This is a genomic window from Haloplanus sp. HW8-1 (assembly GCF_023703795.1).
Lineage (GTDB): Archaea > Halobacteriota > Halobacteria > Halobacteriales > Haloferacaceae > Haloplanus > Haloplanus pelagicus.
Genome location: NZ_CP098518.1, coordinates 37,558 through 57,982, shown reverse-complemented (window position 1 = coordinate 57,982; position 20,425 = coordinate 37,558). Strand labels below are relative to the sequence as shown.

28 protein-coding genes and 1 pseudogene are annotated in these 20,425 nt (G+C 66.8%); 14 read left to right on the top strand and 15 right to left on the bottom strand.

The features are described 5' to 3' along the window. Positions 1–17 precede the first annotated feature (17 nt). Entirely contained in the window at positions 18–326 is a 309-nt protein-coding gene (locus tag NBT82_RS00385) for a DUF7518 family protein (RefSeq protein WP_251329618.1), read from the bottom strand. A 166-nt stretch (positions 327–492) separates the two neighbouring features. Here NBT82_RS00385 and NBT82_RS00380 point away from each other — a divergent pair, with 166 nt between their 5' ends. Both NBT82_RS00380 and NBT82_RS00375 read left to right on the top strand, forming a co-directional pair. After that, a complete protein-coding gene (locus NBT82_RS00380; RefSeq protein ID WP_345780667.1) occupies positions 493–1,317 on the top strand; it encodes a M48 family metallopeptidase in 825 nt (274 codons plus the stop codon). Then, complete coding sequence (locus tag NBT82_RS00375; RefSeq protein ID WP_251329617.1) at positions 1,317–1,553, top strand: hypothetical protein; 237 nt, start codon at positions 1,317–1,319, stop codon at positions 1,551–1,553. Before NBT82_RS00380 ends, NBT82_RS00375 begins: the two co-directional genes overlap by 1 nt. Here NBT82_RS00375 and NBT82_RS00370 read toward each other — a convergent pair whose 3' ends face one another. The 3 genes from NBT82_RS00370 to NBT82_RS00360 all read right to left on the bottom strand — a co-directional run bounded on the left by NBT82_RS00370 (position 1,554) and on the right by NBT82_RS00360 (position 4,120). Then, positions 1,554–2,120 (bottom strand): DUF7504 family protein, encoded by a 567-nt coding sequence (locus NBT82_RS00370; protein WP_251329616.1) that lies wholly within the window; start codon positions 2,118–2,120, stop codon positions 1,554–1,556. A 94-nt stretch (positions 2,121–2,214) separates the two neighbouring features. Continuing rightward, positions 2,215–3,786: a hypothetical protein gene (locus NBT82_RS00365; RefSeq protein ID WP_251329615.1), complete on the bottom strand. Its 1,572-nt coding sequence runs from the start codon at positions 3,784–3,786 to the stop codon at positions 2,215–2,217. A 139-nt stretch (positions 3,787–3,925) separates the two neighbouring features. Continuing rightward, positions 3,926–4,120 (bottom strand): cold-shock protein, encoded by a 195-nt coding sequence (locus NBT82_RS00360; RefSeq protein ID WP_049935367.1) that lies wholly within the window; start codon positions 4,118–4,120, stop codon positions 3,926–3,928. Positions 4,121–4,245: 125 nt separating this feature from the next. Between NBT82_RS00360 and NBT82_RS00355 the strand changes: the two genes are divergently transcribed. From NBT82_RS00355 to NBT82_RS00345, 3 genes are read left to right on the top strand one after another with little or no spacing between them, the layout of a single operon-like run. Further along, positions 4,246–5,913 carry a histidine kinase N-terminal 7TM domain-containing protein gene (locus NBT82_RS00355; RefSeq protein WP_251329614.1) on the top strand — a complete coding sequence of 556 codons (1,668 nt, stop codon included), beginning with the start codon at positions 4,246–4,248 and terminating at the stop codon, positions 5,911–5,913. 24 nt (positions 5,914–5,937) lie between these two features. Next, on the top strand, positions 5,938–6,684 hold the full coding sequence (locus tag NBT82_RS00350; RefSeq protein ID WP_251329613.1) for a DUF429 domain-containing protein: 747 nt from the start codon (positions 5,938–5,940) through the stop codon (positions 6,682–6,684). A 36-nt stretch (positions 6,685–6,720) separates the two neighbouring features. Beyond that, positions 6,721–7,074: a Cdc6/Cdc18 family protein gene (locus tag NBT82_RS00345; protein WP_251329612.1), complete on the top strand. Its 354-nt coding sequence runs from the start codon at positions 6,721–6,723 to the stop codon at positions 7,072–7,074. Positions 7,075–7,111: 37 nt separating this feature from the next. Here NBT82_RS00345 and eno read toward each other — a convergent pair whose 3' ends face one another. From eno to NBT82_RS00330, 3 genes are all read right to left on the bottom strand, one after another. Beyond that, a complete protein-coding gene (gene eno, locus NBT82_RS00340) occupies positions 7,112–8,386 on the bottom strand; it encodes a phosphopyruvate hydratase (RefSeq protein ID WP_251329611.1) in 1,275 nt (424 codons plus the stop codon). Beyond that, complete coding sequence (locus NBT82_RS00335) at positions 8,383–9,411, bottom strand: phosphotransferase family protein (protein ID WP_251329610.1); 1,029 nt, start codon at positions 9,409–9,411, stop codon at positions 8,383–8,385. Before NBT82_RS00335 ends, eno begins: the two co-directional genes overlap by 4 nt. 113 nt (positions 9,412–9,524) lie before the next feature. Continuing rightward, positions 9,525–10,094, bottom strand: coding sequence for a DUF8173 domain-containing protein (locus tag NBT82_RS00330; protein ID WP_251329609.1), 570 nt, complete (start codon positions 10,092–10,094; stop codon positions 9,525–9,527). Between the two features lie 285 nt (positions 10,095–10,379). On the opposite strand from NBT82_RS00330, the gene NBT82_RS00325 reads away from it, so the two are divergent. From NBT82_RS00325 to NBT82_RS00305, 5 genes are read left to right on the top strand one after another with little or no spacing between them, the layout of a single operon-like run. Continuing rightward, the gene (locus NBT82_RS00325) at positions 10,380–13,145 is read left to right on the top strand and encodes a PAS domain S-box protein (protein ID WP_251329608.1); all 2,766 of its coding nucleotides are present in this window, start codon (positions 10,380–10,382) and stop codon (positions 13,143–13,145) included. Continuing rightward, positions 13,142–13,327: a hypothetical protein gene (locus tag NBT82_RS00320; RefSeq protein WP_251329607.1), complete on the top strand. Its 186-nt coding sequence runs from the start codon at positions 13,142–13,144 to the stop codon at positions 13,325–13,327. Before NBT82_RS00325 ends, NBT82_RS00320 begins: the two co-directional genes overlap by 4 nt. A 30-nt stretch (positions 13,328–13,357) precedes the next feature. After that, positions 13,358–13,666, top strand: a complete 309-nt coding sequence (locus NBT82_RS00315; protein WP_251329606.1) for a winged helix-turn-helix domain-containing protein — start codon at positions 13,358–13,360, stop codon at positions 13,664–13,666. A gap of 38 nt (positions 13,667–13,704) precedes the next feature. Beyond that, positions 13,705–13,941 (top strand): antitoxin VapB family protein, encoded by a 237-nt coding sequence (locus NBT82_RS00310; protein WP_251329605.1) that lies wholly within the window; start codon positions 13,705–13,707, stop codon positions 13,939–13,941. Then, complete coding sequence (locus tag NBT82_RS00305; RefSeq protein ID WP_251329604.1) at positions 13,938–14,324, top strand: PIN domain-containing protein; 387 nt, start codon at positions 13,938–13,940, stop codon at positions 14,322–14,324. The genes NBT82_RS00310 and NBT82_RS00305 overlap by 4 nt, the downstream gene beginning before the upstream one ends. On the opposite strand, the pseudogene NBT82_RS00300 reads toward NBT82_RS00305, so the two are convergent. The 6 genes and pseudogenes from NBT82_RS00300 to NBT82_RS00275 all read right to left on the bottom strand — a co-directional run. Beyond that, positions 14,321–14,578 (bottom strand): annotated as a pseudogene (locus tag NBT82_RS00300) (tyrosine-type recombinase/integrase); the annotation flags it as partial. The gene NBT82_RS00305 and the pseudogene NBT82_RS00300 sit on opposite strands and share 4 nt — an antisense overlap. Positions 14,579–14,638: 60 nt before the next feature. Continuing rightward, on the bottom strand, positions 14,639–15,196 hold the full coding sequence (locus NBT82_RS00295) for a PD-(D/E)XK family putative nuclease (RefSeq protein ID WP_486617149.1): 558 nt from the start codon (positions 15,194–15,196) through the stop codon (positions 14,639–14,641). A 66-nt stretch (positions 15,197–15,262) separates the two neighbouring features. Then, complete coding sequence (locus NBT82_RS00290) at positions 15,263–16,306, bottom strand: tyrosine-type recombinase/integrase (RefSeq protein ID WP_251329602.1); 1,044 nt, start codon at positions 16,304–16,306, stop codon at positions 15,263–15,265. Continuing rightward, positions 16,303–16,539, bottom strand: a complete 237-nt coding sequence (locus NBT82_RS00285; RefSeq protein WP_251329601.1) for a DUF7389 domain-containing protein — start codon at positions 16,537–16,539, stop codon at positions 16,303–16,305. Before NBT82_RS00285 ends, NBT82_RS00290 begins: the two co-directional genes overlap by 4 nt. Next, the gene (locus tag NBT82_RS00280) at positions 16,536–16,850 is read right to left on the bottom strand and encodes a hypothetical protein (protein ID WP_251329600.1); all 315 of its coding nucleotides are present in this window, start codon (positions 16,848–16,850) and stop codon (positions 16,536–16,538) included. The genes NBT82_RS00285 and NBT82_RS00280 overlap by 4 nt, the downstream gene beginning before the upstream one ends. Beyond that, positions 16,847–17,803 (bottom strand): hypothetical protein, encoded by a 957-nt coding sequence (locus tag NBT82_RS00275; protein ID WP_251329599.1) that lies wholly within the window; start codon positions 17,801–17,803, stop codon positions 16,847–16,849. The genes NBT82_RS00280 and NBT82_RS00275 overlap by 4 nt, the downstream gene beginning before the upstream one ends. Before the next feature lie 280 nt (positions 17,804–18,083). Between NBT82_RS00275 and NBT82_RS00270 the strand changes: the two genes are divergently transcribed. Continuing rightward, entirely contained in the window at positions 18,084–18,386 is a 303-nt protein-coding gene (locus tag NBT82_RS00270) for a type IV toxin-antitoxin system AbiEi family antitoxin domain-containing protein (RefSeq protein WP_345780666.1), read from the top strand. A 34-nt stretch (positions 18,387–18,420) separates the two neighbouring features. Continuing rightward, positions 18,421–18,729, top strand: a complete 309-nt coding sequence (locus NBT82_RS00265) for a winged helix-turn-helix domain-containing protein (RefSeq protein ID WP_251329598.1) — start codon at positions 18,421–18,423, stop codon at positions 18,727–18,729. A 103-nt stretch (positions 18,730–18,832) separates the two neighbouring features. Here NBT82_RS00265 and NBT82_RS00260 read toward each other — a convergent pair whose 3' ends face one another. Then, positions 18,833–18,985: a hypothetical protein gene (locus tag NBT82_RS00260; RefSeq protein ID WP_251329597.1), complete on the bottom strand. Its 153-nt coding sequence runs from the start codon at positions 18,983–18,985 to the stop codon at positions 18,833–18,835. 160 nt (positions 18,986–19,145) lie between these two features. On the opposite strand from NBT82_RS00260, the gene NBT82_RS00255 reads away from it, so the two are divergent. Beyond that, positions 19,146–19,388, top strand: coding sequence for an antitoxin VapB family protein (locus tag NBT82_RS00255; RefSeq protein ID WP_251329596.1), 243 nt, complete (start codon positions 19,146–19,148; stop codon positions 19,386–19,388). 6 nt (positions 19,389–19,394) lie between these two features. After that, positions 19,395–19,826 (top strand): PIN domain-containing protein, encoded by a 432-nt coding sequence (locus tag NBT82_RS00250; RefSeq protein ID WP_251329595.1) that lies wholly within the window; start codon positions 19,395–19,397, stop codon positions 19,824–19,826. Here the strand turns inward: NBT82_RS00250 and NBT82_RS00245 are convergent. Next, entirely contained in the window at positions 19,823–20,401 is a 579-nt protein-coding gene (locus NBT82_RS00245; RefSeq protein ID WP_251329594.1) for a tyrosine-type recombinase/integrase, read from the bottom strand. The genes NBT82_RS00250 and NBT82_RS00245 overlap by 4 nt on opposite strands. Positions 20,402–20,425 lie beyond the last annotated feature (24 nt).

Genomic DNA, 20,425 nt, shown 5'->3' with positions numbered 1-20,425 from the left:
AGGGGTGGCGACCCCGATCAGGCGACGATGATGTCGTTCCCGTCGGAATCGGAGTCGTCGTCGGCTTCGGTTTCGGGGTCGGCCTCGGCGTCGGAGGGTCCGACTTCGGCGTCGCCGTGTGCCGTCTCGGCGGGCTCGTCGTCGGTCTCGGGATCTGCGTCGCCGGCGGACTCCCGTCGCTCCGGCGCCCGGGAGTGGTCGACGCCCTCGTCGGCTTCGAGCTGGCGCAGCCGTTCCCGCGTCTCGACCAGTTCCTCGGTGAGACCGTCGACGGCGGCTTGGAGTTCCGCGACCTGCGATTCGAGCTCCTCCACCCTGTTGCTCATGCCCCTACCAGGCGTCCCTGGACGTATAAAGGTACGTCAGACATCCACACTGTCGGCCGGTCTCGGGGGATCGAGGGGACGCGGGTCGGGTGACACCCGAACGCGTGGGACCCAGTACCGTGATCGAACCGCCGAGCATTAGTGTCCTCGGGCGAGACCCGTGGATATGCGCCACGTTGGACTGAAAGCACGGATGGCGGTCGTCGGGTCGATCCTGTTCGCGTTTTACGCCGTCGCCGCCGTCGTCGTGATGGGGGTGTTCGGCTGGCCGCTCGCGCTCGTCCTTCTCGGGAGCGTCGCCTTCGTGGCCGTCCAGTACAAGCTCGGCAAGTGGATGGCACTGCGCAGCGTCGGCGCCGACGATCTCGCCGAGGACCGCTATCCGGAGATCCACCGCCGCGTCGAGTCACTCTCACGCGATATGGGCATCGACAAGCCCCGCCTCATGATCGCACGCATGGGCGTCCCCAACGCCTTCGCCGTGGGGCGGAAGGGCGCCGGAACGGTCGTCGTGAGCCAGGAGCTCCTCCGACAGCTCGAACCCGACGAGGTGGAGGGCGTGTTGGCTCACGAACTCGCCCACATCCGCAACCGTGACGTGGTGATGATGGTGCTGGGACAGGGCGTGGCTTCCATCGTCGCCATCGTCGCGCAGTGGGCCGTCCTCCTGACTGGCGACAACGACATCGCGGACTTCTTTCTCGCCATCGTCGTCGGCCAACTCACACAGATGCTGGTGATGCTGTTCGTCTTCGCCATCTCGCGGTACCGTGAGTACGTCGCCGATGCCGACGCAGCCCGAGAAATCGGCAGCGGCGAGCCGCTCGCGAACGCCTTGGAGAAGATCAGCCGAACCGCCACGCGCCGCGATGACGCCGGCGTCGACGAGCAGGTGAACGCGCTCTGTATCTTCGGCGACGGGGACGGCCTCGGGAGCCTGCTGTCGACCCACCCGCCGGTCGAAAAGCGGATCGAACGCCTCCGGAGCTGATGGCCGACCTCCGGACGCTCCTCGCGGCGGGGCTCGGACTCCTGCTCGGGATGATCTGTCTGCTGGCACCCGGCGCCGTGGTGCGCGTCCACACCGTCGGACGTCGGCCACACGACCGGGGCGGCGAGTACGGCGCCGACGCGGCGCCGCCCGCCCGCTGGCGCCGCCTGGTTCAGGGTCTCGGCCTCGTCTTCGTCCTCGCCGGCGGGTACTTCGGCTACGTGGCGGTCGCCTGATCACGCCTGCCCGTCGCTTCGTACCCGGTCGAAGAGGGGTCGCAGGGTGGCGACCGTCTCCGCCTCGTGGGCGCCCTCGTGCAGGTGAAAGTGTGCCGTCACGTCGGCTCGGTCGACGTGTGTAACGAGCGTGTGGAGAAACCGGTACACTTCGTCGGACGGCGAGTACTGTAACAGGACCGTCAGCGACTGAAAACAGAGGAGCGTTGGATCGGCCGACTGCGTCTCCAGTGCCTCGGTCAGCGTCACGCCGAGGTCGGTGAGGTTGCCGGGCGACGCGACGGTCCGGACACACACGTCCGTGGCGGGGGGTGCTTCGGCGTCGAGGCGGTCTTTGGCGTCGCCGGCCAGCCACGAGGCGGCCTCGTCGACGACGAACGTCGCCCGATCTGTGTCGGTGTCGATCGCCGACTCCCAGCCGTCGAGCCACCGAACCGGCGATCCCGCGAGGGCGACGACGATGATCCCCGGGGTGTCCTGCTCCGTGCAGGCGGGAGGTGTGACGCTTTCGCACGTGCGTGCCTCGACCGTCGTCGGCGTGTCGGTCAGGTGGAGTGTACTCGCCACGGGAGGATCGGACAGGATACCATCACCTCCTCGCGGGATTGGTGTCGCTGTCGGAAAACGACTGTGGCGGACCCACTCCGGGACCGCCGTCCGGTCATCGGCGGCGACCGGCGGCCACGAGGCCGAGGACGAACAGTGCGGCCACCGGCACGATCGGAACGTCGAACGGCCCGACGAACGGGGCCGGAACGGTGACGGACGCTCCCAGCACCGACGGCACCGGTATCGTCACACCGAGCACGGGAACGGTCAGCCCCGACGAGTCGGGTGCCGGCGTCGGCGTCGGCGTCGATATCGGTGGGGACGCCGTCCTCGCCGGGGTGGCGGTCGCCGTCGGCGTCGCGTCGGGCGCCACGGTCGGCGTCTCGACCGTCAGCGTCCGGTCGAGCCGGGTGACGTGTTCGGTTCCGGAAGAATCGATGACGCGGAGTCGGACGACTGCGGTTCGGCCCTCGGGCGCGTCGAGGTGTCGCTCGAAGGTGAGGTCGGTCACGATGCCGCCGCCGTGGAGCGACGCGATGTCCACTACCTCGCCCGTCTCGGGATCGACCGTCTCGACGCTCGCAGCGACGATTTCACCGTCGGTCGCCACACCCCGGGCGACGACCGTGCTGCCGTTGACGTAGCGGGTGCCACCGCGGTCGAACCGGAGTTCGGGCACGACGGTCCGCTGGACGGTCACGGTTCGCTCGATGGTGTTCCCCGCCGCGTCGGTGGCGCGCACGACGACGGCGTTGGACCCGGGGTGGAGGGAGACGTTCGAGTCGAACGTCGTCCGCTGGCGGTCGGGATCGGGCTGGCCGAGTCCCGGCTGGAGCAGGTAGGTGGTGCCGGCGTCGTCGACGGGGGTGATCGAGACGCTCCGGATCTGACTGTTGTCGGTCGCCTCCCCCCTGACACGGAGGGAGTCCGGCGCCTGCCTGATCGCCGAGAGGTTCGCGAGCGTCGGCGGCGCGGTGTCCTGAACCGTGATTTCGAGGTGGTGGATCCGGACGTGACCGAGTTCGTCGTAGTACCACGCAGTCACGTTGTTCCGACCGGTGCCGAGGAACAGTTCCCGTTCGAACGAGTCGCTCAGGTTCGTGGCGGTGTGGACCTTGCGGTCGGTCTGGGTGAGCGATCCGACCTGATACTCGGTGGTCCGGACGATGCGGAGGTGGTCGACGCCGGTCACGTCCGTGAACTCGCCGGCGAGGGTGATCCGCGACCGGTTCACCGTCACGCTGGTCGGCGGCGGATCGTAGGCATCGGTCTCGAACGGTGCGGTGTAGGCGACGTAGGGTCGTGCGGTGTCTTTCGTCACCGTCACCTCGTGGGTCGTGACGCCGTCGGTCTTCACCACGACTGAGAGGGTGTGTTCGCCGCTCTGCAGGTCGAGCGTGAACGACTCGTCGAGCGAGGTGGCGTTCGGCGTGTAGCGCCGCTCGGTCGTCCCGTCGACGCGTACGGAGACGACGCGAATGGACTGCTCGGCGTCGACGCTGACCTCGACGGTCGGGTCGGACTCGATTAGGGTGGTGTTACCGTCGGCCACGTTCGTCCCGTCGACGGTGACGGTGATGGCAGGCGAGGCCGCCCCGACGACGTCCGCGGTGGGAACGAGGCCGACGACGCCGGCGGCGACCACCAGGGTGGCGAACGCGAATCGGCCGACGGTCGAATCCATGGGGAAGTCTCGTCGAAGCCGTCGAGGTCCGGAGGTTTCAACGTGCCGTTCGTGTTTTCAGGTGTGAGAATCGGCGCCGCCGCTGGGGGGCGTGATCGCACAAAAATCGTGAGAGTGTACGAGAAAGCCGCCGTTCGCCTTACAGGCGGACGACGTTGGTCGCGCGCGGACCCTTGGGGGAGTCCTCAATCTCGAATTCGAGTTCCTGTCCTTCTTCGAGGTCCGGGCCGCCCACGTCTTCCATGTGGAAGAACACGTCGTCGTCCGCGTCCTCAGTCTCGATAAAGCCGTAACCGCCAGTGTCGTTGAAGAAATCGACCGTACCAGTTGCCATTGCAGTCAACCAGAGGCCCCCTCGACTGATAAGACTTCCGTGAGTGAGACACGCATGCCACGGGCGGCCCTCGCCGGCCGAACCGAAGCATTGGTTACCGTCCGTGCACAGGGACCGACAGAGAATTGGTCGTCGGAGTATCGCCAACCGTCGGATACGCCCTTGTCTTCGCAACGGCCGCCATCGGCTGTGTCGTCGGGGCGGTCCGCGCCCGTCGGGTGGAGGACGCCGCGACGCGACACGGTCTCGTCGCCCTGCTGGCCACGACGAGCGGGTGGGCCGGCTCCCACGCCGTCCTCCTGCTCTTGCCGACCCGGACGCTCAAGACCGCCATGTACCTGTTCGGCCTCATCCTCGGGTTCAGCACCGTCTTCGCCTGGCTCTACTTCTGTTCGGCGTACACCGGCCGGAACTACCACCGGCGGCCGACCTACCGGTGGGCCGCGGTCGGCCTGTACCTGGCCGTCGTCGTCGTGAAACTCACCAATCCGATCCACCACCTCTATTTCACCACGGTGTTCGTCTCGGCGCCGTTCCCACACCTGGCGATCCGGCAGGGACTGTTCCACTGGATCGTAACGGGGCTCTCCTACATGCTCGCGGCGGTCGGGATGTTCACCCTGTTCGAGACGTTTCGCGAGGCCGACTACGACACGTGGCCGCTCGCCGTCCTCGTCGGCCTCGCGGGCACACCCGTCGTCCTCGACATCGTGGGCTACACGTCGCCGGTCCTGCTCGATATGATCCACGCGCCGCTGGGAGTGGCGGCCCTCGCCGTCGGGTGCCTGTTCGTCTTCGAGGACCGGTTTTTCGCCGTCCAACTCACCGACGGGGTCGAGGGGGCGACGATCTTCCTCGACGACGACCGCCGGATCAGGGAGTTCAACGGCGCGGCCCGACGGCTGTTCCCGGCCCTCGACGACGTGGTCGGCGAACCCCTCGACGCGCTGCCCGCGGTGGCCGCGGCCCTCGACGGCGACGGCCGCAACCACCGCGCCGACGGCGACGATCACGGGGTGGTCGACGTGCGCGTCGACGGCGAACGCAGACATTACGTGGCGAGCGAGAACGCGTTCGACGTCGGCCAGGGATCGCTCTCGCGGCTCGTCGTGTTCTCCGACGTGACGGAGATCGAGCGCCACCGCCGCGAACTCGAACGACACGATCGGCAACTGGAGAGCCTCGCGAAGGGGATGCGACACGAACTCCGGAACGCCGTGACGGTCATCCGTGGCAACGTCCGCCGGGCGGGCGAACGCCTCGACGCGGGGGAGGTGACCGCGGCTCGGGAGGCGCTCCGGACGGCAACCGACACGACCGACCGGACCACGCGGCTGATGAACGACTTCGCGACGGTCGCACAGTACGGACAGACGGTGGTCGATCCCGTCCCCGTCAACGTCCCCGAGACGGCGCGGTCGGCTTGGGCCGCCGTCGGAAGTGACGACGCCACCCTCACCGTCGCGTGCGAAGGGACGATGGCCGCCGATCCGGGCCGGTTCGGGGCGCTCTTCGAACGAGCGTTCGAGTTCCTCCTCAAGGACGGCGCGTCGGCGGTGACCGTCGACCGGCGGGACGGGACCCTGACGATCACCGGCGACGGCGGCTCGCCGACCGGCGACCCCGGCCGCTACTTCGACTACGGGGACGCGGCGAACCACGGGGCGGCCGGCACCACCCTCCCGCTGGTCCGGACGCTCGCGCAGGTCCACGGGTGGCAGGCGACCGTCGACACGGAGTATCGCGGCGGGTTTCGGCTCGTCATCACGCCGTCGGAGGCGACTGGTTTTTAGTCACGTCCCGACTGAATTGGAGTGATGAGCGACGACCCGCTGTACGTGGGTGCCGACGTGAGTTCGGGATCGTGGGTCGCCGTCGCGTTCGACGCCGAGGAGTTCGACCACGCGGCCGTCTTCGAGGAGGTGGGTGACCTCTGGCTCCGGTACGAGGACCGCGCCGAACAAATCTTGCTCGACGTGCCGATCGGACTGATCGAGGAGGGGTCGGCGGGACGCGAACCCGAGCGGCTGGCGCGGGAGACGCTCGGCCCGCGACGCTCGGCGGTGTTCACGCCGCCGGTCCGGGAGGCGACACGCAAGCGCCGCTATCCCGCGGCCAAACGGGTCAACGAACGCAAGACTGGCACGGGACTCACGAAACAGGCCTTCGCCATCAGCGACGACATCGCGGCGGTCGACGAACTGCTGCAGGAACTCCCCGAGGCCCGCGAAGTGATCGCGGAGGCCCATCCCGAGGTCTGTTTCCGCGCCTTCGCGGGCGAGCCGCTGGAACACTCGAAGCTCACCGCGGGCGGTTACGCCGAGCGGATGCGCACGCTCGCGGAGTTCGACCACGACGCGCCGCCGGTAGTGCAGTCGGCCGCCGAGGCGACCGGCGGCGCGTCCGTCGGCGTCGACGACGTCCTCGACGCGGTGGTGCTCGGCTACACGGCCCGGCCGGGGCCGGGGACGCTACGGACGCTCCCGCCGGACCCCGACACCGACCCGACGGGACTCCCGATGCGGATGGTCTACCGCTCGTCGTCGCCGCTCGCGGGCGAATGAGATACGATTTTGAAGGTGGCCGCTCAGTTGACACGTATGACCGACCGACTCGACTCGACGACACTCGTCCAGCGGCTCACCCTGCTCGCCGTCGCACGGCTGTCCGAAGCGGGGGAGACGCCCGCCCACGCGGGTGAGATCGCCCGCGTCTGCGCCGAGGAAGCCACCGCCGTCGACGAGGTGGTCGGAACCGTCTCCGAGGCAGACGTGACCCGCGCGCTCAACGAACTCGACGACGACCACCTGCGGACGGTAGAGGCGAGCGAGCGATCGCCCGTCGGAAAGGGACGACCGGCGTACGAACTCACGTACGCCACGACGGCACTGGTCGAGAGCCTCGGCGACGACGACCGACTTCGGACGGTCGTCGACCGCCTGGACGGCTGCTGAGTGCGACGCCGACGTTCGAGTGGGCCGACGACGCCCGTCAGCGGCGCGGCGCGAGCGCCGCCGCCGCGGCGAAGTCGCCGTCGTACGCCCGGTCGATCCCGAGCAGTCGATTGTACTTGGCGAGGCGTTCCGATCTGGCGAGCGAGCCGACCTTGAGTTGCCCGGCGTCGAGGGCAACCGCGAGGTCGGCGATCGTTGCGTCACAGGTTTCGCCGGAGCGGGCGGAGACGACGGGCGCCAAGCCGGCCGCCCGTGCCCGTTCGAGGACGCGTCGCGTCCGGGTGATCGTCCCCGCCTGGTTCGGCTTGATCAGGACGGCGTTGGCGGCGTCGGCGTCGACCGCCCGGTCGAGGCGGTCGGCGTTCGTCGCCAGGAGGTCGTCGCCGAGCAACTGTACCCGGTCGCCGACGCGGCCCGCCAGCCGCTCCCAGCCACGCCAGTCGTCCTCGGCGAGAGGGTCCTCGATGGATCGGACGGGATAGGCCTCGACCCACCCGGACACGCGGTCGATCATCGCCTCACGGTCCACCGTCTCGCCGCCGAGGGCGTACCGGTCGGCGTCGGAGTCGTGAAAATGCGTCGCCGCCACGTCGACGGCGATGGCCACCTCGTCGCCGGGCACGTATCCCGCATCCCGGATACCTTCGACGACGAGGTCGAAGGCCGCGGTCGCGTCGGCGACTGGGGGGACGAACCCGCCCTCGTCGGCGACCGGTGGCGGGTGATCGTCCGTGCCGAGGCGGGCACCCGTCGCGTGGCGCACCTCCCACGCCGTCTCCAGCGCCTCGGGATACGTGGCCGCCCCCACGGGAACGACGAGGACGTCCTGGATCGGCAGGTCGGCCGCCGCGTGGAGACCGCCGCTCAGGATATTGACCATGGGCAGCGGGATCGCTCCCGGCCCCGACGCCGGGGCCAGCGACTCGTACAGCGGACGGTCCGTCGCCGCGGCCGCGGCGTGGGCAACGGCACCCGAGACGCCGAGGACGGCGTTGGCACCGAGTCGCGACAGGTCGTCGGTGCCGTCGCGATCGACGAGTGCCTCGTCGATGCCCCGCTGATCGGTGACCCGTCGCCCCGTGACGACGGGGGCGAGTTCCTCGCGGACCGCCGCGACGGCGCCGCGGACGCCACGTCCCCCGTAGCGGTCGCCGCCGTCGCGGCGCTCGACCGCCTCGTGGGCCCCCGTGCTCGCCCCTGCGGGAACGGTGAACGTACCCGTCCCGTCGGCCGTCTCGACGCGGACGCGGACCGTCGGATCGCCCCGCGAGTCGAGTACCTCCCAAGCCTCGACCCCCTCGATCGCGGTCACAGCGCCGCCGCCTCCCCGCGGGCCAGCGCCGCGAACGCCGACAGGGTCCGGGTGTCGCTGCGGAGTGTCCGTTTCGCCACCCGGCGGAGTGCGCCGGCGACCGCTTCGCGCTCGACGTATTCGACCGGCGACTTGCCGTCGACCCGGGCGAGCATCAACACCGCGAGTTCAGTCACCGTCTCGCGTTCGATGTCCCACCGGACGGCGTCGTCGTAGGCATCCCAGAATCGAGTGGCTGCGTCGGCGTAGGCCGCGTGCCGGTCGTGGTTGTAGATCGACTTGATGTAGAGATGGTTGAGCATGAACGCGGTGTCGAAGGCGGGGTCACCCCAGTGAGCAACCTCGAAATCGAGGATCCACGGGACGGTGCCGGCCGCGCGGTCGACCAGGACGTTCTTCGGACTGTAGTCGCCGTGGACGAGTGCACGGTCGGTCGCCAGAATCCGGTCGATCTCCGTGCGGATGGCGTCGGCCACGTCCGGGTTGCGCCGTGCGGTGGCGCGGTGGTAGGGATCGACGCGCAACTGGTCGAACGGCCGTTTCTCGGAGAAGGTCTCCCGCACCGTGGGGTCGTCGGCCGTCGCATCGTGGACCGCACCGAGGACTGCCCCCACGGTGGCCGCGACGCCGGCGTCGACCCGTCCGTCGAGCAGTTCGCGCTTCCACATCGGCGCGTCCGTAGGTGCACACTCGATTGCGATGACGTGGTCGTCGGATTCGCACACGACGCCCGGAACCCGAGCGCCCACGCCGGCCGCGGCGAGTACCGACTCGTAGGTGCGGATCGCAGCCGCCTCGTTGTGGACGCGGTCGACGTCGGCGGGCCAGTCGTCCGCGACGGCGAGGTTCGGGAGCGGCCGCTTCACCACGACGCAGCCGTCGTCCCACGTCACCTCGTAGACGTGATTCGAGACGCCGCCGCCGAGTGCTCGCGCTGTCGCGTCGGCGTCCGTCGGGACGACACCGTGGCGCCGGCAGTGCTCGACGGCCGCGTCGGCCGTGAACTCGGTGTCCTGGTCGGTCATTCGTCCGCCTCGAAACTCCCCGGTCACTTCACCTTTGTTCCCCGTTCGGGATGTCGAGCCGGCGACACCGGGAGCGCCCCGACGGCGTGTGGCTCCGAACACGGTCTGCCGACTCACCCCTGCCAGGACGTGTAGAGATCCCGACCGACGACCCCGAGACCGACGAAGCCGATCAGGGTCGTCGCGAGGTTACCGACGAGGGGGATCACGGCGATCAGCGCCAGGACCAGCGCGCCGACACCGACGGCCGCGACGCCGACCCCGCCGTCGGTCAGGAGCGAGCCAACCCAGCAGATGGAGACGGCGTTGCCGACGACGCCGAGGACGACGAGGACCAGTAGTCCCGGGATGGTGATCAGGAGGCCGATGATGGTGAGCGCAACCAACACCAGGGCGATGGGAACGGCGATACCGACGATGAGACCCCAGAGGACGGCGGTTCCGGGATCGTCGCGGATCGCGTCGACGGCGTTGCGAGCGTACTCCGGTGCGAGCGCGACGAGCAGTCCGCCGAGGACGAGGTTGACGACGAACGTGCCGCCGAATCGGAGGGCGAGACGGGAGCCGAGGCCGAAGTCGGATGCGACTGGGGACTGTGCGGCGGCGGATCCTGCGACCGAGAGCGCGGCGACGAGGACGGCCGCGACGCTCCCGACGCGGGTGATCGATCGGGTGGAGGGCATCGATCGGACGGTCGGGCGGCGGGAAGTAAGGGTTTGCGTGTCTCCCGGAGCGAGCGAAGCGAGCGTCGGTGGCCCGTCTATCCGTACCGAGTCGGATGGGGTCCCGAGAGCCGGGTGCCGGGTGCCGGGTGCCGGGTGCCGGGTGCCGGGTGCCGGGTGCCGGGTGCCGAATCGGGGTGTTGGAGGGGCCACGGACGCGACGCAGGGTGACCCGCCGGCGTCCGTCTTCCCTCCCTCGATTCCGTACCGGAACGTTCATACTATTTATTCTCGAGATGCCCCCACATGACCGCGAAACGGTTGGTTTTTGTCTCTCTTCTCGTCGTCGCCGTCGTCTTCACGGGGGCCATCGTCGTCGGGTTCCAGCAGTACAAACGAACGCTGTACGCGCAGGAAACGGCCGAGGTGAACCGGACCACCGAGCACGTCCAGTCGGAACTGAACAAGCAACTGCTGACGCTCGAGCGAACGGTCGGGGTCGCGGCGGCGAATCCTGCGCTCGCTCGTCACGGAACCGTCGCCCAACGGGAGGCCTTGGGGAGTTTCGTGAACCGATCCGCGTTCGCCGGTGCCTCGGTCATCGCCGCCAACGGAACGATGACGGCCATCGTGGCGAACGTGTCGGCCGAGAGCCGTCGCAGCCTCGTCGGGTCGCAGTTCGACGACCGGGAGTATTTTCGGCAGGCCAGAGACGGACGGACGTACATCAGCAGACCGTTCAAAGCGGCGTCCGGGAACTACGTCGTCACGGTGAGTGCGCCGATCCGTCGTGAGGGCGAAGTCGTCGGAACCGTCAACGCCGCCGTTCATCTCTCCGGGGACACGTTCTTCTCTCGGTTCGGCTCGACGCTCGAACGAGAGCAAGGATTGACGATTTACGCACGGGACGGAACGGCCATCTACGATGCCGATCCCGATCCGACGACCGATCTGATCACCCGGAACGCGACGGTCCCCGCGACCGGCTGGACGGTGAGCGTCCAAGAGAGCCGAAACACCGTCCAGTCGACGATACGGACGGTTACGTACGTCCAGATCGGGTCGCTCGTCGTCCTGCTGGGGATGCTGGGAGGGATCGGCTGGATCGTCTACCGACGAAACATCAGGCAACTCGAACGACTGCTCGGTGGATTCGAGACGCTCGAAGACGGGGAGTACGGAACCCAGATAACGCTTGGCAGCGGCGACGAGTGGAAACGAATCGAAGCCGCATTCAACGACCTCAGCCGGACGCTCGAAGCCGCGATCAGGCGACGCGAGCAGCAGAAACGGGCCATCGAAGAGGAACGTCAGCGGTACACGACGCTCGTCGAACAGAGTCAGGACGGTATCGCCATCGTCCAAGACGCCGAACTCGTCTTCGTAAACGAGGCGATGACCGAGTTGCTCGGCGTCCCCGAAGCGGAGTTGGTGGGACGGTCCATCGAGGAGATCATCGTTCCGGACGACCGCGAACTCGTACGGGAGCGGCACGAGAGCCGAATTCGGGGATCCCACCCACCTGATCGCTACGACGTCGGGGTTCTGACCGCTACGGGTCAGCGCAGGCATATCGATCTGAAAGTCGCGCGGATTCGACACGAGGGGGGCCCGGCCGTTCTCGCGACCTTCACGGACGTGACCGAGCGAAAACGGCGAGCACAACGACTCCGCCAGTTCAAGGAAGCCGTCGAACAGGCTGCCCACGCGATCTACATAACGGACCCGGAGGGGACGATTCGCTACGTCAACCCGGCGTTCGAAGAGATAACGGGATACACCGCCGACGAAGCCGTCGGCGAGACGCCGACACTCCTCCAGTCGACCGAACACGACGACGCAGTGTACGAGGAACTGTGGGAGACGATCACGGCTGGAAACCCGTGGCACAACGAGATGCACGACGAGACGAAAGGGGGCGAGGAGATCATCCTCGACCAGACGATCTCCCCGATCGAAGCCGAAGACGGATCGATCGAGGCATTCGTCGCCGTCAATCGAGACATCACACGGCGAAAGGAACGACGACGGGCGCTCGAACGCTACGAGCGTCTCGTCGAGAACCTCCCGATCGGAGTCTATCAGAACACCCCCGGACTGGATGGGCGGTTCGAGTTGCTCAACGACGCGATGGTCGAGTTGTTCGATGCCGACTCCAAGGAGGAACTTCGAGAACACAGCGTTAGCGACCTGTACCGGGACAGCGACGATCGAGCCGCGTTCGCCGAGAGATTGGCCAAGGAGGGTATCGTGACCGACGAGGAGATCGAACTCGAAACGCTCGCCGGGGAGCCCATCTGGGGATCCGTGACGGCGATCGCCAGGGACGTCGACGGGGAGTTGCGTTTCGACGGCGTGGTTCAGGATCTCACCGAACGCAAAGAGTACGAACGGCGCCTCGAACAGCAGCGCGACGACCTCGACATTCTGAATCGAGTACTACGACACGATATTCGCAACGACCTCCAGTTGGTGACTGCGTACGGCGACCGCTTGGCCGATCACGTCGACGAGGCGGGAGTCGGATATCTCGAGACGCTGCGAAACAGCGCCGACCACGCGATCGAACTGACCGAGACAGCAGGGGAGATGGCCGACGTGATGGTGTCACGGGAAACGGCCGACCAACAACGAGTCGACCTCCACAGCACGCTGGAGAGCGAACTCAATAGAATCGAGGCCGAACATCCGGACGTACGCCTGACGGTCGAGGGCTCGCTGCCGGCAGTGCAGGTCCAAGCCAATCCGATGTTGGACTCTGTGTTCCGGAACCTCCTCTCCAATGCCGTCCAACACAACGACAGCGATCCACCCGAGATTTCGGTGTCGGCGACGAACCGCGACGGGAGCGTCGTCGTCTACGTGGCGGACAACGGCCCTGGCGTTCCCGACGGGCAGAAAGACGAAATCTTCGGACAGGGCGAGAAGGGACTCGACAGTACCGGCACCGGGCTCGGTCTCTACCTGGTCCAGCACCTGGTCACCCAGTACGGCGGTGAGGTCTGGGTCGAAGACAACGAACCCGAAGGCGCCGTCTTCGCCGTCGAGTTGCGGACGGTCGACCGGGAGTGATCCACGACCGACCGTCACCGGTCCGCTCGGCCGAAGAGAGTGATCGAACCGAAACCGACTGGATCGAACGCTCGGCGTATCGTGCTGAACGCATCCACCAAGACAGCACACGAACGCTCGAACGGTGGCGAGTCGACGGATCCGAGGGATCGAACGGAGAGCAGGGCGAAGCGCAGGCGTAGAAACCCTCCGTGAGAAAGACCGGCCCCTGGATGACCCACACCGACGACCGCATCCTCGAGTATCTGTCGTCGGTGTCAACGGCGACGGCGTGGGAGATCGCCTACGAACAGGGCATCGAGGGCGACCGACGCCGGATCGAGAATCGGTGTCGCGTCCTCGCGAACGCGGGGTGCGTCGACGTCTACTTTCGCGACGTCGGGCTCGACGACGAGTACGAGATTACCGGCTGGGGCGAGATGTATCTCGACGGGGACGTCGACGCCGAGTTGAGGCGGCCGCTCCCGGCGGTGCGGCCACCCGATAAGGTGCGGCCCGGGTGGTGGGCGGGGTTCGGGTAAACCCGTCCCCTAAGTAGCTCGAAGTATACTGCGTATACATGGGAACCAAAACGATCCGCTTGGACGACGACGTCTATGAACGTCTTCGGGAGAACAAGCGAGACGACGAGACGTTTTCGGAGGCCGTCGAGCGGCTGCTGGGCGGCCGCTCGCTTGCCGAACTGGGGGACGTGCTCGACGACGAGAGTCGGGTCGAACGGATGGAAGGTGCAATCGAGGAGGCAAACGAAGCCGATGCCCGCGAAGTCGACGAAGTCCTCGGTCAGTTCGAATGATCGCCGACACGGACTTCTTAATCGATCTGATGAAGCGGGACGCTGGCGCTCGACAGAAGCTCCGCGAACTCGAAGCGGGGGGTATCCCGGTCAAGATACCCGCGATGGCAGTACTCGAACTCTACATCGGTGTCGGGGCGGAGATGACCGACGATGAGGAACAGAAAGTGCGTCAGGTGCTACAACCGCACCCGTTCGTTCCGATGACTGACGAAATCTCTCGACTCGCCGGGCGACGGATCGGGGAGGGAAACACCGCGAAACTGAAGAAAAACAAAGGTGACGCCGCTATTGGTGCCACAGGCGAGATAGAAGGCGAACCAGTTCTCACGCGGAACGTCGACGACTTCGAAGCGTTCGGGGTCGACGTCGAGACGTACTAAAGCCACGCGACACCGTCGCGCGCCCGCTTCTGCGCTTCTGGCGAGAAGGTCCCGCGGTAGTGATCTAAGAACGTCTCCAGGTCGTTCCAGCCGCCCCAGTCACAGACGAGCAGGGGATCAACGTCTTCGCTCGCGAGCGCCGTCGCCCAGGTCCGACGTAGGTCGTGGAACGTCAGGTACGTCCACCCGGTGTCATCATCGTCGACGCGATCGCCGGTGCGTCGCGGACGTCGTCGACGGTCATCGGCGGATGAGTGTACTAGTTAGTAAGAAATCCATCGATAAATAACCGGATGAGCAGACATCTTCCACGGTCAATCAAAAAGCGCGTTCCACGGCACCTTCTGCTGCCGCTCCCGTCGCTGATGCCCCGATAGATTCCACCCGCCGTCCCCGATCTCCTCGACTACCGTCGTCACCGTCGAGGGCCGCATCCGCCGTATCTGCAGCGGCTCACCGCCGTCGCGGTCGTACAGCACGAACGCGTACCACGCGGTCCCTGACGCGTCCGCCCGCACCAGCGAGACGTGCTGGTCCTCCCACAGCCTGTACCGACCGGGGTCACCGTCCGAATACTCGCCCCTGTACTCCCGGACCGTCGACTTCACCTCGTACTTCGTCCCAGTCCGCAGATTCACGCAGTCGTACCACTCCGCCTCGTCCGGACGGTGGTCGAGGTCGTACTCACGGGCGACCACCTCCCGAGTTAAGCGGGTGCCCGCAGTCTGTTGTTTCGCCGGAATAACGGTATGGGACCGCCCGAATTGCGAACCACGGTCGCTCCGCTCACGTCGCTCGTTTCGCTCCCTGATTCGAATCTTGCCCTTCGGTTTTTCCCCAAGTTTTTGCGAGGGAGCGCAGCGACCGAGCAAAAAGTGGGAGTGGGACCGCCCGGATTTGGACTCTGCGCCGTTCGACGTCGTCGGTCGTAGCGTTGGTCATGTGTTCTCCTCGTTGCTGTCGATCCCGAGCTTGTGCAAGTGGGCAGCCCGCCGCTGTCGGAACTCTTCGAGTTGTCGCGCCTGGTCGTAGTGCCGCTCGATCACCTCGATCGTTGCGTTCACGCGGTCAGCAACGACGTCCTTCGAGAGTCCGCGGTGAAGCTGCCAGGTAATACTTCCGGACCGCACCTCGTGGGGCGACCGAGCCGACGGACACCCGTACGAGGATGTCCGCGAATGGTGCTCACAGGTGACCCGGTCCTTCTCGTGGGGACACGGAACCGCACGACAGGGATGGGTAGCGTAGTAACAGGTCTCCCGTAGCGTCGAGCCGGCGATCCGCCCGTACTGGGTCGCGAACACCGGGCGACGACCGTAGTCGTCGGTCGTCTGGGGGCGGTTGCTGATGTACGCACTCAACGCCTCGGCGACGTCGTCGGAGATCCCGACGATCCGCTCGCCGTCGTACCCGTTCTTCAGCGGTGTCTCCTCTTCGGGCCGGTGCCGAAACTGTACGTGTCCCTCGTCGAGGTCGACGTCGTCGACGTCGAGGCCACGGATCGAACCCATCCGGGCGCCGGTCCACCACGACAGTTCGAGCCACGCGTGTTCCCGCGTGTACTGACGGCCGGCACGGAACACCGCGAGTAGCGCCTCGCCACGTTCCGGTTCGAGCAGAGTCTCGCTCACCTGGTCGGCCTTGTCGACCTTCGGCGGGTCGACCGCCTCGGCGACGGCGTCGTCGACGAGGTCGAGGCTGGCCGCCCAGTCGAGTAACTGCCGAAGCGTCGTCAACTCGTTGTTGAGGCTGACGGGCGCGACGACCGCGCGCCGGTGGTCCTCGTAGGCACCGAGGTCCCACGGTTCGAGGTCGGCGAGGTGGTCGACACCCTCGTCGTCGCACCACTCGACGAAGTGACCGAGACGTCGGGCGTAGCTTCCGACCGACGATTCGGCGAGTTCCATCCGCTGGCGGTCGAGCCACCGGTCGACGGCGTCCGACGGCGTCAGGTCGGGACGGGCGCGCTCGCCGTCGCTCACGTCGACCCCTCCCCGAGCGTCGCCTGATCGTCGTGGCCGGCAGGGTGGGCGACCGGCTGGATCTCGCGCAGGTCGCCGGCCCAGTCGTCCATCCGCTCGCGGATCGCCGTCATCTTCTCGTCGAGTTCGTCGAGCGTGTCCGCGGACACCTCCGTCTTCACGACTTCCTTGTCGTCGCTCGACGTCCCGCGGGTCATCTTCACCGTCACCGAGTAGGCGTCGCCGTCAGTCACGGATCGACCACCTCGTCGGCGGCGTCCTCGGCAGCGTCGGCAGGATGCTTCGCGAGCGCCGCGTGGTCCTCGACGACGTCGGGGAACGTGGCGACGATCTCGGCGGTCGTCCCGCGCTTGGTGACGCTCGTCCCCTGTCGCTCGTGCGTCTCGCGGACGAGTCGGTCGTAGGCGAGCGAGTCGTTCGACCGGAGTTCCTGCGCCTCGTCGGCGAAGCGGGCACACGCGGCGGCCGCGCGGAACGCGGCGGTGTTCCGGACGAGTTCACCGAGTTCCTCGTCGTCGAGGTCGTCGAGGGGCGTCCCGCTCACCGTCCACGCACCTCCTCGAATCGCACGTCGTGGCTCGGCTCGTCGGTCCGGTGGTCGTCGACGGCCCGAGCGGCCTGGTGGCGCTCGCGTTTGAGATGCTCGTACGTGCAGTCCGAACAGACGACGTGATAGCGGCCGCCGCCGGTGAGAAGCCCGCCGTCGGAAACCACCCCGTCGCCGCGGTCGACTTCCTCGTACTGCACGGCGAGGGCGTCGGCACAGTCTCGGCAGACGTAGCCGTCGGGCGTGATGACTTCCTTCTCGCCGTCGCAGGTCGGCGTGTCGCAGGTGTAGAGGTTGCGACCGCCGTCCGTCTCGACACCGTCGCCACGGTCGACGTCGTCACCGTCGACGTAGTGCTCGCGCGCCGTCTCGATCACGTCGGAGCGCGCGTATCCGACCGTGTCGGCCGCCTCGAAGAGCGCGGCCGTCATGACGCCGAGCGCGTTCTCCGGCGGCAGATCGGTGGTGTTCACCGCGTCCTCGAACGCGGCCGAACAGCGGGCGTACAGCATCGCCTCGGCCTTCGTCGAGTCCTCGACGTCCTCCTCGATCTCCCGGACCATCTCGCCGACGCGGACCGAAAACTGATCCTCGCCGCCGTCCGTCTCGACACCGTCACCGCGGTCGACGTCGTCGCTCACCCGATCGGCGTAGTCGTCGAGCACGTCGGCGACGGCGGCCTCGATCTCCCGCTGGAGCCGCGTCGGGTGCGGGTAGTCCGACGACGCGCCGGACACCTTGATGCTCACCTCGCCGCTGAGGTGGTTCACGTCCTCGTCCGGCGTACTGACGTAGTTGCTCGAAGCGCCGCCGAAGGTGATCGACGACGTGACGCGCCGGCGTCCCGGTCGGATCTCCTGTCCGCCGTCGCACCGAATCGACGCGCAGCGCCGACAGATAGGCTGGCGCGTGGGCGCGTCGACTCCGTCGGCCGGGTCACCACAGACCACACAGTCTCCGTCGTCAAATCTTTCTCCGCGCGGTCCGTTTCCGGTCGTGCGGGACATTCGTCCCGTGGTACATGCGGTTTGCATGGCTTAACCGCAGAACCGTAACGCGGGCGGTGTCGTAGCACCGTCCGCGCTACCGACCAACCTCGAAGTGCCTACTGAGTCTCGCGTCGGTTCTGCAACAACACCTGTATCGGCTTCTTGCATAAATGTAACGACGCCTTACCAAATTAGTCCCTCATTACTAACATCGTATACCATACAAAAAGGTGATATGGATGTGTTAGCGCAGTTGATGAGGAAGTCCGCCTCGTGGATGGTACTGTGGGACGACCGCCTTCTAGAAATCGCCCGAAAAGAGGGTCACGTGTCGCCTAAAACGGCAGAAGATAGTGGGTACGTACATATCAGCAACGCCCAAATATCTCGCCGCTGTTCAAAACTCGCGGACCACGGGCTACTCCGCCGTCTCCCGAACGGGGTCTATACAATCACGCAAAAGGGGGAAGCGTACCTCGAAGGTGAGCTAAACGCCGATAAACTGACCGAGGAAAACGGAAACGGAGACACCGCCGAGGCGTAGCATGACAGACGTGATCCGTCGATGCGGGCGCTGGATGACGCACACCGACGACCGCATCATCGAACACCTGTCGTCGGTGTCGACGGCGACGGCGTGGGAGATCGCCTACGAGCAGGGCGTCGAGGGCGACCGCCGCCGGATCGAGCGCCGGTGTCGCGTCCTGGCGAACGCGGGGTTCGTCGACGTCTACTTCCGCGACGTCGGCCTCGACGACGAGTACGAGATTACGACGTGGGGCGAGATGTATCTCGACGGGGACGTCGACGCCGAGTTGAGACGGCCGCTCCCGGCGATGCGCCCGCCCGATAAGCTACGGCCCGGTTGGTGGGCGGGGTTCGGGTAAGTTTCTAGTTCCTGCAGGATACACGTTCAGGCGTCGACGGGCCTGCACGTCGACAAGCAACGAGAGTCGTCGTCTACACCGAAACCCACCTCGCGGTGGGTGGCTACTCGACGCGGTAGTACTGCACGAGGGCGTAGACGGCCAACGAGGCGGCGAACAGCACGCCGCCGACGGGCCGGCCCACGTACAGCAACGCCGCGCCGGTCAACGCTCCGACGGACGGTGTAGTAAGCGACTCTATCAGCGCGACCTTCATTTCGACACAGGCGTCCTCGCGGACGCCGTTCCCGGCGTGGGACGGTCGCAGTATAAATCGCTAGCCCGCGACACGATACGCCCGATAAGGTGCGACCGGGTTGGTGGGCTGGGTTCGGGTGAGGGAAAGCCTGAAGCCGCTCGTTCACAGACGTATACACATGGGAACCAAGAACGTTCGACTGGATGACGACGTGTACGAGCGGGTGAAAGCCCACAAGCGGGAGGATGAGACGTTTTCGGACGCCGTCGCTCGGCTCATCGAAGACGTGTCGCTTCTCGATCTCGCCGACGAGGGCGAGGAGTACGACGCGGAGCGGGCGGCAGAGCAGAAGGAAGCGCTGAAGCGGACGGCACGCGCGGACGCCGAGTCGGCCGCGAAGCTCGACGAAAAGGGTTCGTAGCGCGGGATGATCCTCGATACGAATTTTCTGATAGATCTGGACAACGACCGGCCGGAGGCAGTCGAGACGGCCCGACGAATCGAACGCGAGGGATTTCCGCGGCGAGTCCCGCGGATCGTGATGTTCGAGTTGTGGGTCGCGGTCGGGAAAGGAACACGTCCGGAACACAACCGCCGGAAGTTCGAGCGACTCCTTGATGGGCTTCCGCAGGTTGAACTCACGGCACCGATAGCGAAGCGGGCGGGAGAAATCGAGGGAGAAACGCAGGCGGCCGATCCGAACGACATCGGTGTCGGGTCCGCGGACGCGATCATCGCGGCGACCGCAGTCGAGTTAGAGGAGCCGGTCGTGACGGACGATAAGCGGGACTTCGTGAATCGGATACAGAAGCAAGCAGGGGTGTCCGGGCTGAACGTCGAACTATACGCAGCTGATTAGAGCCAGTCGACCTTTTCCATCCCGCGCTGTTGCGCGTCGAGACTGTACGCGCCGAGGTAGTGCTCCCGAAACGTGTCCCAGTCCTCCCAGCCGCCCCACTCCATGACGAGGCCGGGCTCAACTTCGCGCTCGACGAGCAGGGTGCCCCACGTCCGCCGGAGATCGTGCGGACCGAGGTAGGTCCATCCGTCGTCGCCGGTGTCGGCGTACAGCCGCTCGCCCGCTGTAGTGACCCACCGCCGGATCGTACGCGGCGAGCGGTCGACGAGCGGCGTGTCGGCCGCGTCGTCGCGCACGTCGGCGAGCGCCCGCATGGTCGCCGCGAGGTCGCCCGGCACGGGTGTCTCTCGGTACTTCGATCCCTTCCCGTCCTGCACGCGGACGAACGGGCCGACGGGCGTGTCGACGACGTCGGCGGGCGTCACGTCGGCGGCCTCGGCGACGCGGAGCCCGCACCGGGCGAGTAGTCCGAGCGCGACCGTCTGTGTGGTCCCGTCGGCTTCGTCGAGCAGGGTGTCGACTTCCTCGGGGCGGAGCCATACCTTCCTACCGTCGTGGTCGTCGTGATCCTCCATCTTCATCGTGACCGATTACCTCAC

What these genes read in the sequence shown, in the direction of transcription:
- NBT82_RS00385 (WP_251329618.1), bottom strand. Translation starts at nt 326, where the DNA reads ATGAGCAACAGGGTGGAGGAGCTCGAATCGCAGGTCGCGGAACTCCAA.
- NBT82_RS00380 (WP_345780667.1), top strand. Translation starts at nt 493, where the DNA reads ATGCGCCACGTTGGACTGAAAGCACGGATGGCGGTCGTCGGGTCGATC.
- NBT82_RS00375 (WP_251329617.1), top strand. Translation starts at nt 1,317, where the DNA reads ATGGCCGACCTCCGGACGCTCCTCGCGGCGGGGCTCGGACTCCTGCTC.
- NBT82_RS00365 (WP_251329615.1), bottom strand. Translation starts at nt 3,786, where the DNA reads ATGGATTCGACCGTCGGCCGATTCGCGTTCGCCACCCTGGTGGTCGCC.
- NBT82_RS00360 (WP_049935367.1), bottom strand. Translation starts at nt 4,120, where the DNA reads ATGGCAACTGGTACGGTCGATTTCTTCAACGACACTGGCGGTTACGGC.
- NBT82_RS00350 (WP_251329613.1), top strand. Translation starts at nt 5,938, where the DNA reads ATGAGCGACGACCCGCTGTACGTGGGTGCCGACGTGAGTTCGGGATCG.
- NBT82_RS00345 (WP_251329612.1), top strand. Translation starts at nt 6,721, where the DNA reads ATGACCGACCGACTCGACTCGACGACACTCGTCCAGCGGCTCACCCTG.
- NBT82_RS00335 (WP_251329610.1), bottom strand. Translation starts at nt 9,411, where the DNA reads ATGACCGACCAGGACACCGAGTTCACGGCCGACGCGGCCGTCGAGCAC.
- NBT82_RS00330 (WP_251329609.1), bottom strand. Translation starts at nt 10,094, where the DNA reads ATGCCCTCCACCCGATCGATCACCCGCGTCGGGAGCGTCGCGGCCGTC.
- NBT82_RS00325 (WP_251329608.1), top strand. Translation starts at nt 10,380, where the DNA reads ATGACCGCGAAACGGTTGGTTTTTGTCTCTCTTCTCGTCGTCGCCGTC.
- NBT82_RS00315 (WP_251329606.1), top strand. Translation starts at nt 13,358, where the DNA reads ATGACCCACACCGACGACCGCATCCTCGAGTATCTGTCGTCGGTGTCA.
- NBT82_RS00310 (WP_251329605.1), top strand. Translation starts at nt 13,705, where the DNA reads ATGGGAACCAAAACGATCCGCTTGGACGACGACGTCTATGAACGTCTT.
- NBT82_RS00305 (WP_251329604.1), top strand. Translation starts at nt 13,938, where the DNA reads ATGATCGCCGACACGGACTTCTTAATCGATCTGATGAAGCGGGACGCT.
- NBT82_RS00265 (WP_251329598.1), top strand. Translation starts at nt 18,421, where the DNA reads ATGACGCACACCGACGACCGCATCATCGAACACCTGTCGTCGGTGTCG.
- NBT82_RS00260 (WP_251329597.1), bottom strand. Translation starts at nt 18,985, where the DNA reads ATGAAGGTCGCGCTGATAGAGTCGCTTACTACACCGTCCGTCGGAGCG.
- NBT82_RS00255 (WP_251329596.1), top strand. Translation starts at nt 19,146, where the DNA reads ATGGGAACCAAGAACGTTCGACTGGATGACGACGTGTACGAGCGGGTG.
- NBT82_RS00250 (WP_251329595.1), top strand. Translation starts at nt 19,395, where the DNA reads ATGATCCTCGATACGAATTTTCTGATAGATCTGGACAACGACCGGCCG.
- NBT82_RS00245 (WP_251329594.1), bottom strand. Translation starts at nt 20,401, where the DNA reads ATGGAGGATCACGACGACCACGACGGTAGGAAGGTATGGCTCCGCCCC.